The following is a 12,932-nucleotide window of genomic DNA, read 5'->3' on the forward strand; positions in this document are numbered from 1 at the left end:
TCTCCTCCAGCATCATTTACCAAACTATGAATGTTGCTTTACTTCACTCACTACTGCATTCCTCTTTTGAATGTACACATAAGAAATGATAGTAATGATCATAATGCCCCCACCTAAATACATCCCATATTTCGTCGCAAGTGCTACAATCGTTTCTATCTGTTTTCCGAATAGAGAGCCCAGCATAAAATAAGCTAGCGTCCAAACAAGTCCTGCCATATAGGAATACAATGCATACGTTTTAAATGACATATTATTCATTCCAACCAAATACGGTACGATATGTCTCACAACGGGGATAAAATAACTTATTACTAATGCATAATGACCATATTTCCCTACTATTTCTTGTGATTTTAAAAGGTACTTCGCCTTTTTCTTTTTCATCAATTTATTAAGCACTTTTATGCCAAATATTTTCCCCAGTATATACCCTAAAGAAAGACCTGATACAACACCTAAATACGTTAATAAAAAGGCTGGAATCATACTTAATATCCCCATTGATGATACAAATCCACCGCTCATGACAATCATTTCATCTGGAATCGGCATACCGATAATACCAAGCCATAAACAAAAAAATAGTGCCCAATAACCATACTGCTCAATGTATGACATTAATTCATGTAACTCCATTATGCATATGCTCTCCTTAGCTCTTTTCTACAACTAAAGACGTAAGCTGGTGGGAAATTAAGCCACACCTTTTCTAGTGTAATTTCAGGAAAGAAATTCTGTATAAATCCTTTTTTCACAAGTGAATATTGAAATGTAATAAATTCCCCGTTCTCATGTATCGTTTCCATTACACTGTTTAAAATGCGCTTTGAAACCTCTTCTCGTAAAGAAGTAAAAGGCAATCCTGATAAGACGTAATCAATACATTCTATATTTAATTGTTCCATATACTTCTTTATATTTTCAGCTGAACCGTGTATAACAATCACGTTCTGCTCATCTTTAAATTTTCTCTTTAACTCTTTAAAAAATACTTCATTAATTTCAACAAGGAGAAATATTGTCTCCTTCTTCTTTCTCTTCATAATCTCTTTCGTAAAAGCTCCTGTACCAGGCCCTAGCTCTACAATGCATTTCGCTCTATTAAAATCAATTACATCTACCATTTTCCTTGCTAATATTTTTGAGCTCGGTACAACCGCACCAATATGTTTCGGATGTTTTATAAATTCAGTTAAGAATGTTATGAGCTGCATATACTCCCTCTCCATTCGTTCAATAGTTTTTAACTTGTGTTTAAGTATAACTATCGTTTCTTAACAAATATTGAGGAGATTTCTTAAGATTTTATGAAGATGAAGGAAATCTTCATCTTTACTATAAACAAACATAAAAAATTGAATTCCAAAGATAAGCGCATCAAACATATACAAATAAGTCAGCTTGTTTATTTACCATGAATGATCATGATCCTACTCCGATTTTGTATAGCGAAGTTACTATTTTTATGTTAAAATCCTCTAAGATATTTGGAATTAGTATAGAAATCATTTTTGGAGGCTTTATGAATAATCAAAACGATAATAAATCAAATGCATTATTTGCAGCTATACAAATAGTGCTACCACTTTTATTACCTATTCTTGTCCCTACCTTTTTAATAGTGGGAATGAAAAAGTGGATGCCCGATGAAGTTAAGTATCCAAGCATAATATCATTGTTCGCATTATGTATGGGATTTTTCATAGTAGGAATTCTCTTCTCTATTGTTTTACGTTTATGTAAATTATCTGAGGAAAAATTAAAGGAATTAGGATTTTTAGGATTTACACTTTCGGCTGTTAGCACATTTCTAAGTTTTTATGTAGGTTACTTTTGGTTGGCAGACCTTAACTTCACATCAGTTGAATTATCACCTCATGCCGTATTAATTTTCGCTATTTTATGTACCTTGCTATTGGAAGGTATTTTTAAAGTAATGGACATGTTTGATAGTTCGGACGAAAATAAAGCTCACGTATAGACAAAAAAAGCATTCGACTAACATGTTAGTCGGATGCTTTTTTACTAAGATAAAAACAACTCTTGCATTACTTCGCACTCACAATCTTATAATAAGAACGAACTGTTAAGAAGTAATATCCGATATAAATAACGCTATATACTCCGATACTAATTAGAAGCGGAACCATAATTTCAAATGGTAGTATGTTTCCTAAACCTTTTAATGCAAACAAACTGTGTAGAATTCCGATTACTAGTGGAATTGCAAAGATAAAGCTCACTTGTTTTGCAATAGCTTTCTTCATCTCTTGTTTCGTTACACCAACTTTATGAAGGACAATGTAACGATCACGGTCAGCACTTGCTTCTGTAAGCTGCTTGAAGTAAATAATGGAGCCTGTCGCTAATAGGAAGACTAAGCCTAAGAATAGTCCGATGAACATCATTAGTCCAGTTGCTTCAAGTCCCATATGGAAACCAGTGTAGAAGTCTCTAAATGGTGGTGCCATTTCTGATTCACCAGCTGGCATCACTTTTGTTAATTTTTCTGTTAATACTTTACTGTTTCTTTCATCTTTTACATCAATATTTTTTACAACACGTGTTCCAAATGCTTGCTTCGCTTGTTCATACATTTCATCTGGAACGACAACAACTAATTCACCTAAGTTCGTAATTGCAGTATTATTTACACCTTGGATCGTCAATGTCTTCGTTTCATTTCCAATTTGGAATACCGCTTTATTTCCTTTATATTCAGGGCTGAACTCATACCCTTCCATATAAGAACTATCATATATAAATGCTTCGCCAGTAGCTACATTCACTGTTTCCGCATCGATTTTTTTCGCAATTTTGTTGAATTCAGATTGAGATATAAACTGATATTTCTCTGAGATCGTGTAATTCATATTAAGAATGAAATCAACTTTATCTCCTTCGAACTTCCCTTTGACAGGAACCGTTTCAATTTCAAATTGATCTTTAACAGGGTGATCCTGCTTCTCCTCCACAAGAATTGCATTTACTTTCTTATCCAATTCTGCATCTTTTTTTTCATAAGAGTAACTGTATGGCATGGATGTTTTTGATTGCGTAAATGTGTTGTAATACATCGTAACTGACGTACCAACCGCTGTTAATGTCACTGCACTTAAAATAGATATTGTCGCAAGTGACTTTGCATTTCCTTTAATACGGTATAGTAACTGTGACGTCGTTATCATATTCATACCATTATAAAACGCTGACTTATTATTTCTTGCACGTTTCAATACGAATACTGTAAAGAACATAAATAGTAAATACGTACCTAATACTGTTGCAAGTAATATATAAAGTGCAACTACCATAAAGTTTGCATACATAACTGCCTTCATAAACATTAACGCTAAGAAATAACCTGAGCCGATTAAGAAAACTGAAATTAACGCCATAATGACAGAGCCTTTTGGCATTGCTTCTCCTTCACGTTCTGCTCGGAAAAGTTCAATTAGCTTAAATCGATAAATTAAACGATATCCTTGAAGTGATGTATACAAAATAATTACAAAGAAAATAATTGCTGTATCAATAACTGCAGCCATCGGTACTTCAAAATGAACATTTAAGTTTATTCCCATCATATTTATTAGTAGTTCAAGGAATAGTTTTGAAAGAACGCTACCGATGGCAATACCGATTACTAATGACATTAATCCCATTAACATATTTTCATAAAAGAGCATTTTACCAATCTGTCTTTTACGAATACCTAATAAAGAATATAACCCAACTTCCTTTTTTCGCTTTCGTGTAAAGAAACCGTTCGAATATATAATGAACACTGCTACGAAAATAATAAGCATCACGCTTGAAACTTGGAACGCTCCACTAATCTTTTTAGAAGCTTCCGCTGCTTTTTCCATTTGTGAATTGTATTGCAGTGCTTTAAATGTAAAATAAATTACAATACTAAAAATCATAGATGCAAAATATACAAAGTAGTCTTTAAAGTTCCGCTGTATGTTGCGGAGGGCAATGCTAGATAAGGTCATCAGCCATACCTCCAGAAATGGAAGACATTACGTCAACGACTTTTTGGAAGAACTGTTTACGTGTTGATTCACCGCGGTGCAATTCTTTATATAACTCACCATCTTTAATGAAAATAACTCGTTTACAATAACTCGCCGCAAACGCATCGTGCGTTACCATTAAAATTGTAGAGTTATCATATTCATTTAACGACTTCATACTTTCTAATAAATCTGTCGCTGATTTAGAATCAAGTGCTCCCGTCGGCTCGTCACCAAATATCATACTAGGACTTGTAACAATCGCACGCGATGCTGCGCAGCGCTGCTTCTGTCCGCCCGACACTTGATATGGGAACTGACTTAAAATATGATCAATACCGAATTTCTTTGAGATTTCAAGAACGCGGCGATCAATCTCACTTGCTTTCACCTTTGATAACGCAAGAGGTAACGCAATGTTCTCTTTTACCGTTAACGTATCTAATAAATTATAATCTTGGAAAATGAACCCTAAATGATCGCGGCGGAATAAAGCTAACTTATCATCGTTCATCTTCACGATATCTTTTCCATCAATTAAAATTTCACCGTTCGTCGCATTATCAATTGTAGAAAGAACGTTTAGTAAAGTAGTCTTACCCGAACCAGAAGGTCCCATAATTCCAACGAACTCACCTTCTTTTACTTGTAAGTTAATACCTTTTAACGCTGCAAATTTATTACCACCCGTGTCATACACTTTTTCAATATTCTTTGCTTCTAACACTGTTTTCATCTCGACATCCCTCATTTCTTCTATTCTCTATTTTCAACTATATACACTCTCTACTCTTGCCACTATCGATGTTTCTTACACAAACATGACAGTTATGTAAGGCCGGTAAGTAGAGAAATCAAAATTTAACCTACTGAACAAAAGTACTTTGTTACTATAACATTGGGATATCATGCCATCCATTCATTCTCCTTACAGGAACATTACAATTTTGTAAGGTTAAAAATGTACCCTACAAAGTTGTGCATAAAATGTCGGATGGACCTATTTTTTTCCTGCTATTCTATTTAACAAGGAGGTCATCGTATGGATTCACTTAAAAACATGAATGCGGCAATGCAGTATATTGAAAACAACCTTACAAACGAAATTGATTTTAAAGAAGTCGCAAAAATAGCTTTCTGCTCCGAATATCATTTTAAAAGAATGTTTTCTTTCCTAGCCGGCATATCACTGTCAGAATATATTCGCTGTAGACGTCTTACTCTCGCTGCTTTTGAGCTAAAAGATAGTGATGCGAAAGTCATTGATGTTGCTATAAAATATGGGTACAACTCGCCAGATTCTTTTACACGTGCTTTTCAAAACTTGCACGGCATAACACCTTCAGAGGCCCGAAATAGTAGTCATTCTTTGAAAGCTTATTCACCAATGACCTTCCAGTTATCGATTCAAGGAGGAAATGAAATGAACTATCGAATTGAAGAAAAAGAGCCATTTCAAATCATTGGTATTACAAAACGCGTACCGATTGTATTTAACGGTGTAAATGAAGAAATTGCTTCTATGTGGAAAAGTTTAAACCTAGAGTCCATTCAAACATTAAAAATGCTTTCAAATGTGGAACCGAATGGAATCATTAGTGCTTCTACTAACTTTTCTGAAGGAAGAATGGAGGGAAAGGGAGAACTCGATCACTACATTGGAGTAGCCTCAACGAAAGATTGTCCAGAACAATTCGCACAACTTGAAGTCGCAGCTTCAACGTGGTCCGTATTTGAAGCTGTCGGTCCATTTCCTGAAACATTACAAAATGTATGGGGACGCATTTATTCCGAATGGTTTCCTTCCTCAAACTATGAACTAGCAGAAGGACCAGAAATATTGTGGAATGAACAGAAAGATACATCCTCTCCAAACTTTAAAAGTGAGATTTGGATACCGGTTTTGAAGAAATAAAAAATAAAGCTGCTCCTCCTTAAAAGGAAAAGCAGCTTTTATTTATATTTTTAGTTCTTTTTTATAAGCGACGTAGGAATATCCCATTGTTAATCCTACTGCACCGATAATAATGCCAATGATTAGGAAAGCTTTCCACTCTACCGGTGCAACAATACTTAACATCATAATAACTCCTAATACAACAAACACCTTTCCGCTAAAACGGTGCGTTTTTCTCCATACTTCTTCGTTACTTAACGTCCACGGTGTTTTTATACCTACAAAGTAGTTTGGTTTACATTGTGGTAAATAGTTGCCGATGACTATAAATAAAAGACCAACAAGAATATGCGGTGTACTATTCATTGGAATGTCATAACCTAATCCAGCCCCAATTCCAATGATATTTACTAAAAATAATAAGATTAATACGCTATAATTTATTACATTATATCCTTTAGAAAACTTATCATAGTTTTTATGCTTCGGATCTATCTTAGGCAATACGGTTAATAAAGAATATATAAAAATCATAATTGCTACATCAAAAATCATCCCTCCCATTTTAGACATATGTCCATCTACCTCCCCAGCAACATTCCAATGGCTCGGAACTTCACCTGGTAAATGCGGCCACGCGACACACCATGCAATAATCGTTAAAGCAATTAATAGTAACGGAAATATATGCTTCCTCATTTCCCCTCTTCCCCCTTATTCGTAAATGTAAACACCCACGTTAATAAATCTTGAAAGACAGTTGTGTTTAAAGAGTACACAACAAATTGACCTTTCTTTTCATCTTGAATAAGTTCAGCATTTTTCAGTGCGTTTAAGTGGTGTGAAATACTTGGTTTTGTCATATTAAATTGTTCAGCAATCTCACCAGCGGTTAGATCGCCTTCTTTTAATAAGTCTAAAATTTTTCGCCTTGTTGGATCTGCTAATGCTTTGAATGCTTGATTCAATGTCTTTCTTCCTTTCACTAATTAGACATTTAGATATTTATCTAAATGTTAAAATGATTTCAGTTAATTGTCAATTATATACGAGGCCTTTTTTAATTTTTCCGCTTTTGACCTATACTGTTTACTAGCTTATCTTTCAACATAATGAAAAGACTTGAAACACATGATACACTATAGCTACAATTGTTTTTTTGAGGAGGAATATACATATGTATAAAATTTTAATCGTTGAAGACGATCCAAATATTTCATCATTACTGCAATCTCACATTCAGAAGTACGGTTATGAGGCTGTGGTAGCGGAGAATTTCGATGATATTATGGAATCGTTTAACGCTGTGAAACCACATCTTGTTTTACTTGATGTAAACTTACCGAAATTCGATGGTTTCTACTGGTGCCGTCAAATTCGTCATGAATCTACTTGTCCAATTATTTTCATTTCAGCGCGTGCTGGTGAGATGGAACAAATTATGGCAATTGAAAGCGGTGCGGATGATTACATTACAAAACCGTTCCACTACGACGTTGTAATGGCGAAAATTAAAGGTCAATTACGTCGTATTTACGGTGATTATGCCCCAAATATTTCTGAACGTATCGTTGAAGTAGAAGGACTAAAATTATTCCCGGAACGTCCAGAAATTCATTTCGGTGCTGAGCAAGTTCTTTTAACGAAAAAAGAAGCTATTTTAGCAGAAATGTTATTATCTAAATTCCCTCGTACAGCGAGCCGTGAAGATTTATTAGCTGCCCTATGGGATGACGAAAGTTTCGTTGAGGAAAATACATTAAACGTAAACATTACGCGTCTTCGTAAAAAGTTCAATGAGCTTGGTATTGAAAATGCTATTGAAACAGTACGTGGACTTGGGTATCGTTTTAACGCAACTTGGAGTGAATAAGCATGAAGCTATTTTTACGTGATCATTTTGCATTTTTTCTACTATATGTATTAAACTTCGGCATCATTTTCGTTCTTTATGATGCAGTAGATGGATTTCAAAATAATAAATTTTACTTCGTCGTTTTAAGTTTATATTTATTCATTTGTTTCCTCGCTTATCGTTACGTCCGCAATCGTAGAATGTACCATAGATTAAGTGAGCAACCAGAGAAAATGGAAGATGCGTTTATTGAAAGAGCAACTGCTCCGATGCCTCACGGTGTAAATGAACTCGTGCGCACGCAGTATCGTCTATTCCAAAAAGAACTACAATCGTATGAAGTAAAACAACAAGAACATCAATTATTCATTAACCACTGGGTGCATCAAATGAAGACACCTGTTTCTGTTATGCAGCTTATGGTGCTCGAAATGGAAGATGAACATTTGATTCCGAAATTCAAAAAAGAATTAGAACGATTAAATCAAGGGCTCGATATGGCTTTATATATGGCAAGGTTAAATAACTTCCATGAAGATTTCCATGTTGAGACGATTTCATTAAAAGATGCGGTAACAAAAAATATTAACGGATTAAAAGAACTATTCATTCGAAACGGGGTCTTCCCTGTTTTAGAAGTTCATTCCGATTTAAAAGTTGCTTCTGATGCGAAATGGCTAAAGTTCATCATTTATCAGTTAATGACAAATGCAGTTCGTTACTCTGGTGAGCGCGGAAAGAAAGTATTCCTATCTGCTTACCGAAACGGAAAAGATATTATTTTAGAAGTTCGCGATGAAGGTGTTGGTATTCCGCAAGAAGATATTCGAAGAGTATTTGAACCGTTTTACACTGGGAAAAATGGTCGCGCATTCGGAGAATCTACTGGTATGGGACTTTATATTGTAAGTAAAATTTGTGATTATTTAGGTCACTCTGTCAAACTAGATTCTGAAGTTGGTAAAGGAACGACGATTAAAATCATCTTCCACAACGCTGCAAATAATCAAGCAGAAACTACGGAGAAGGTGACCGAAGCATGATCGGAACATATGCTAGCAAAATGTATGAGAACTTACTCTCATACATTTTTTGCAATAAAACTACATATTTGCCTTCTAGCGAGAGGTACATATTATGACATTTTGGCAATTTGCATTTAAAAATGTAACGCGCAACTCGAGAGCTTATTTTGCTTACTTTGTAAGTAGTTCCTTTTCCATTGCTGTTTTCTTTTCGTTTGCTGTTTACTTATTCCATCCGAAATTACAAAACTTTAGCATGAACGCTGAAATTTCAGGATTAATGATATTTTCAGAAGTTGTAATTGTATTTTTCTCTTTCTTCTTTTTACTATATTCCATTGGTACTTTTTTAAAAGTTAGAAAAAAACAATTCGGAGTTTTGACCGTTTTAGGTATATCGAGAAAGCAATTACATCGTCTCGTTTTTATGGAAAATATGTTAATCGGTATTTTATCTATCTTTTTCGGTATGCAGTTTGGACTTGTATTTTCACAATTTTTCTTATTAGTCACAGCAAAAATTACGCACGTCCCAGGCATATATTTATACTTGCCTATTAACGCCTTTATTTTAACGACTATCGTCTTCCTTAGTCTTTTTATCATTGTATCTACATTCACACCAATGCTTATTCGTACAAAAAAAGCGGTACGCCTTTTAAAAACAAATGGCGGAAAACAAAAAGAAAAAAAACCGTCCATACTTGTTTCCTTATTTGGTGCGATTTGTTTATTAGGTGGTTATGCTTTAGCTGGAAATCCTAAATATTTCGTATCAGTAAGCCCGCAAATAGGTGTTATATATATGGTTTCAAGTATTTTTGTTATCCCAACGCTTGTTACAATCGGGACATATTTTTTCTTTTCACAAATTAGTTTCTTACTCATTTATATTTTAAAGAAAAGAAGAAAGTTTTATATGAAGCGGGTGAATATGCTTTGGATTTCTGATTTAGCAAACCGTATTCGAACGAATATTAATATGCTTTTTATTGTAGCGATGCTCTCTACAATTGCTTTCACAATGATTACGTTCCTATATGGATCTGGGAAGTTTATTAAACTAGAGGTTAATAGAACTTCTCCTTTCCCAATTTCTTATTTTTCTTATGATGCAAATCCTTTTGTTACTGAGCATTTAAATTGGCTTGAACAACAGTTACAAAAAGAGCATTTTCCTTATGAGAAAATCAAAACTGATATATATGAAACACCACTAAGAGAAGATAAAGATGTAGCTATTTATAATGACGTATACGCAATTAAGCAAAGTGACTATAACAAACTTGCTGCTTCTTTACGAATGAAACAACTATTTATGGATGATAACGAAGCATACGTGTTAACGGGGACCTCTTATATCACTATATTTAATGAATTTGAGCAAAGCTACAAAAGAGATTACATTACACTCTCTAGTACAAATACGAAATTAAAAGTAAAAGGCTATGAGCATGTTAATGCAATTCCATCTGGCTTTTCATATCAAACGATAGTTTTACCTGATATTCTCGTAAATAACTTACCCAACACGGTAAAACATATATCAGCATACAATTACAAAATTCAAAACTGGGAACAGACATATAAAATTGCGGATGATTTTATAGAAAAGGTGCAAAAAGATCGAAATAATTCCCAGTATGAAGGGCCTCTTATTCGATCCTTTGAATCAGCAGGAACGTTATATAAAATAACGTCTGGTAGTGCCGCATTCTTCCTAATCGGAACATTTTTAGGAGTTATTTTCTTCATTGGAGCTGGTAGCGTTCTTTACTTTAGAATGTATACAGATTTGACGAATGAACAAGAGAAGTATATAACAATCTCTAAGATCGGTGTGACAGATAAAGAGATGAAACGATCTGCAACCATTCAGCTTAGTATTTTATTTTTCGTTCCTTACATTATGGCATCCATTCATACAATGTTTGCAACGAAAATGCTACAAGATGTAATAGATCTATCTTTGTTCAAAGAAGTTGCAGCCGTTCTTATTATTTTTGGAGTCGTTGAAATTGTATTTTTCTTATTCATTCGTTCACTTTACATGCAAAAATTATCACAATATACGAATGGACAAATTATTTAAGACAAACGTGATAAAAAGAGTATCTTTCATACTCTTTTTATCTTCACTTTATTAGGAGGTTCAGGTGAATGACATTTTGGCAGTTTGCATTCAAAAACGTAACCCGGAACGCCAGAGCTTATTTCGCCTATTTTGTAAGTAGTGCGTTTTCCATTGCAATTTTTTTCTCGTTTGCGGTTTATTTATTTCATCCTAAATTGCATATGACAGGCGTGAATGCTGCTCTGAACATATTAATGACAATTTCAGAAGTTGTCATTGTATTCTTTTCTTTTTTCTTTTTACTATATTCAATCGGTACTTTCTTAAAAGTACGAAAAAAACAATTTGGGATTTTAACAGTACTTGGTATATCTCAAAAACAATTAAAAAGACTTGTATTTCTAGAAAACATGTTAATTGGTGTTCTTTCCATATTTTTCGGCATTCAACTTGGACTTGTCTTTTCACAGTTCTTTCTACTAGTTACCGCCAAAATTACACATGTACCTGGTTTATATTTATATTGGCCAACGAGTGCTATTATTTTAACTATGATCATCTTTCTTGGACTCTTCATTCTCGTTTCATCTTTTACGCCGATGCTCATTCGGACGAGAAAGGCTGTACGTCTTTTAAAAGAAGGAACAAAGCAAAAAGAAAGAAAAGCATCCGTGCTCATCTCTCTATTTGGTGCGACATGTTTAATAACTGGATATGTATTAGCAGCAAATCCGTTATATTTTATGTCCCTAGGTGATATGATTGGAATCTTATATGCCGTCTCTAGCATATTTGTTATTCCTTCACTTGTCGCAGCTGGAACATATTTTTTCTTTTCACAAATTAGTTTTTTACTCATTCGTATATTAAAAACGCGAAGAACATTTTATATGAAGCGTACGAATATGCTTTGGATTTCTGATTTAGCAGCGCGCATTCGGACAAACATTAACATGCTCTTTATTGTAGCGATGCTATCAACACTCGCTTTTACTATGATTACATTCTTATACGGTTTTGGGAAATTTACAAAGTTTGATGCAATAAGACAAAACCCTTTCCCTTTTACGTATTTATCACATACTGAAAATACGTTAGCGGATGAACATTTAAATTGGTTAGAACAAAAATTTAATGAAGAGCACTTTACTTATAAAAAACTTAAAACGGATATATATGAAGTATCTTCGGCTGAAGAAAACCCAAAGCTCTATTATGCAATTAAACAAAGTGATTACAATATACTTGCTAAGGCGTTAAATTGGGAACATCTCAACGTGAAAAATAATGAATCTTATATCCTTATAAAAGACATAGATGATCAATTCATTGGCACAATTTATGATACAGAAAGGAAAGATATTCTTACACTTACTCAAAACAGTCTACAGCTCCAAGTGAAAGAATATAAAAATTATAATCCTTTCCCAAACAGCTTAATCTCACAATTACTCATACTATCTGATGAAAATGTAGAAGCATTATCATCAGTTTCAAAACAGATGAGTGTGTATAGCTTTACAGTTAACGATTGGGAAAAAGCTAATAACATCGGTTCGGCATTTATAACAAAAATTGATAATGATAATGAAGCGATTAAGGCTGAGCACCCACCATTCCATGCAAGTGAAGCGAGCGATTCTCTATACACAACTAAACTAAATGTCGCTTCATTCTTCTTAATTGGAACTTTCTTAGGTGTTATTTTCTTTATCGGTGCTGGCAGTGTTCTTTATTTCCGGATGTATACAGATTTAACAAATGAGCAAGAAAAGTATGTAACGATTACAAAAATTGGTTTAACAGAAGCCGAAATGAAACGATCTGCTACCATTCAACTTGCTATTTTATTCTTTGTTCCTTACATTATGGCATCGATTCATACGATGTTTGCGACAAAGATGCTACAAGAAATATTACATCTCTCGTTCTTCGCTGAGATTACAGTCGTACTGATGATTTTTGGAACAGTTGAAGTTATATTTTTCCTTTTAATTCGTTCCTTCTATATGCAAAAATTATCACAACACATTAAGTTCTAAAGGATAGAAAGGTGATT

12 protein-coding genes are annotated in these 12,932 nt (G+C 34.0%); 6 read left to right on the forward strand and 6 right to left on the reverse strand.

The window, feature by feature from the left end:
* Positions 1 to 24 precede the first annotated feature (24 nt).
* Positions 25 to 639 (reverse strand): DedA family protein, encoded by a 615-nt coding sequence (locus FS802_RS24205; protein ID WP_098654840.1) that lies wholly within the window; start codon positions 637 to 639, stop codon positions 25 to 27.
* The gene (locus tag FS802_RS24210; RefSeq protein WP_001176096.1) at positions 639 to 1,217 is read right to left on the reverse strand and encodes a class I SAM-dependent methyltransferase; all 579 of its coding nucleotides are present in this window, start codon (positions 1,215 to 1,217) and stop codon (positions 639 to 641) included. The genes FS802_RS24205 and FS802_RS24210 overlap by 1 nt, the downstream gene beginning before the upstream one ends.
* 308 nt (positions 1,218 to 1,525) lie before the next feature.
* Here FS802_RS24210 and FS802_RS24215 point away from each other — a divergent pair, with 308 nt between their 5' ends.
* Positions 1,526 to 1,984, forward strand: coding sequence for a hypothetical protein (locus FS802_RS24215; protein WP_001064712.1), 459 nt, complete (start codon positions 1,526 to 1,528; stop codon positions 1,982 to 1,984).
* 67 nt (positions 1,985 to 2,051) lie between these two features.
* On the opposite strand, the gene FS802_RS24220 is transcribed toward FS802_RS24215, so the two are convergent.
* Both FS802_RS24220 and FS802_RS24225 read right to left on the reverse strand, forming a co-directional pair.
* A complete protein-coding gene (locus FS802_RS24220) occupies positions 2,052 to 4,001 on the reverse strand; it encodes an ABC transporter permease (RefSeq protein ID WP_000176143.1) in 1,950 nt (649 codons plus the stop codon).
* Positions 3,988 to 4,758: an ABC transporter ATP-binding protein gene (locus tag FS802_RS24225; protein ID WP_000859659.1), complete on the reverse strand. Its 771-nt coding sequence runs from the start codon at positions 4,756 to 4,758 to the stop codon at positions 3,988 to 3,990. Before FS802_RS24225 ends, FS802_RS24220 begins: the two co-directional genes overlap by 14 nt.
* Positions 4,759 to 5,064: 306 nt before the next feature.
* Here FS802_RS24225 and FS802_RS24230 point away from each other — a divergent pair, with 306 nt between their 5' ends.
* The gene (locus tag FS802_RS24230; RefSeq protein WP_098720515.1) at positions 5,065 to 5,937 is read left to right on the forward strand and encodes an AraC family transcriptional regulator; all 873 of its coding nucleotides are present in this window, start codon (positions 5,065 to 5,067) and stop codon (positions 5,935 to 5,937) included.
* A gap of 42 nt (positions 5,938 to 5,979) precedes the next feature.
* Here FS802_RS24230 and FS802_RS24235 read toward each other — a convergent pair whose 3' ends face one another.
* Both FS802_RS24235 and FS802_RS24240 read right to left on the reverse strand, forming a co-directional pair.
* Positions 5,980 to 6,618 (reverse strand): SdpI family protein, encoded by a 639-nt coding sequence (locus tag FS802_RS24235; RefSeq protein WP_098654837.1) that lies wholly within the window; start codon positions 6,616 to 6,618, stop codon positions 5,980 to 5,982.
* Positions 6,615 to 6,887, reverse strand: coding sequence for an autorepressor SdpR family transcription factor (locus FS802_RS24240; RefSeq protein ID WP_001070536.1), 273 nt, complete (start codon positions 6,885 to 6,887; stop codon positions 6,615 to 6,617). Before FS802_RS24240 ends, FS802_RS24235 begins: the two co-directional genes overlap by 4 nt.
* Before the next feature lie 209 nt (positions 6,888 to 7,096).
* Between FS802_RS24240 and FS802_RS24245 the strand changes: the two genes are divergently transcribed.
* The 4 genes from FS802_RS24245 (at position 7,097) to FS802_RS24260 (ending at position 12,915) form a co-directional block, all read left to right on the forward strand.
* Positions 7,097 to 7,792: a response regulator transcription factor gene (locus FS802_RS24245; protein WP_000276736.1), complete on the forward strand. Its 696-nt coding sequence runs from the start codon at positions 7,097 to 7,099 to the stop codon at positions 7,790 to 7,792.
* A 2-nt stretch (positions 7,793 to 7,794) separates the two neighbouring features.
* Positions 7,795 to 8,817 carry a sensor histidine kinase gene (locus FS802_RS24250; RefSeq protein ID WP_000765339.1) on the forward strand — a complete coding sequence of 341 codons (1,023 nt, stop codon included), beginning with the start codon at positions 7,795 to 7,797 and terminating at the stop codon, positions 8,815 to 8,817.
* A gap of 94 nt (positions 8,818 to 8,911) precedes the next feature.
* Positions 8,912 to 10,891 carry an FtsX-like permease family protein gene (locus FS802_RS24255; protein WP_000145074.1) on the forward strand — a complete coding sequence of 660 codons (1,980 nt, stop codon included), beginning with the start codon at positions 8,912 to 8,914 and terminating at the stop codon, positions 10,889 to 10,891.
* 68 nt (positions 10,892 to 10,959) lie between these two features.
* Positions 10,960 to 12,915 (forward strand): ABC transporter permease, encoded by a 1,956-nt coding sequence (locus FS802_RS24260; RefSeq protein ID WP_000145019.1) that lies wholly within the window; start codon positions 10,960 to 10,962, stop codon positions 12,913 to 12,915.
* Positions 12,916 to 12,932: the final 17 nt, after the last annotated feature.

Source organism: Bacillus sp. DE0042, assembly GCF_007680225.1.
GTDB classification, from domain to species: Bacteria; Bacillota; Bacilli; order Bacillales; family Bacillaceae_G; genus Bacillus_A; species Bacillus_A wiedmannii.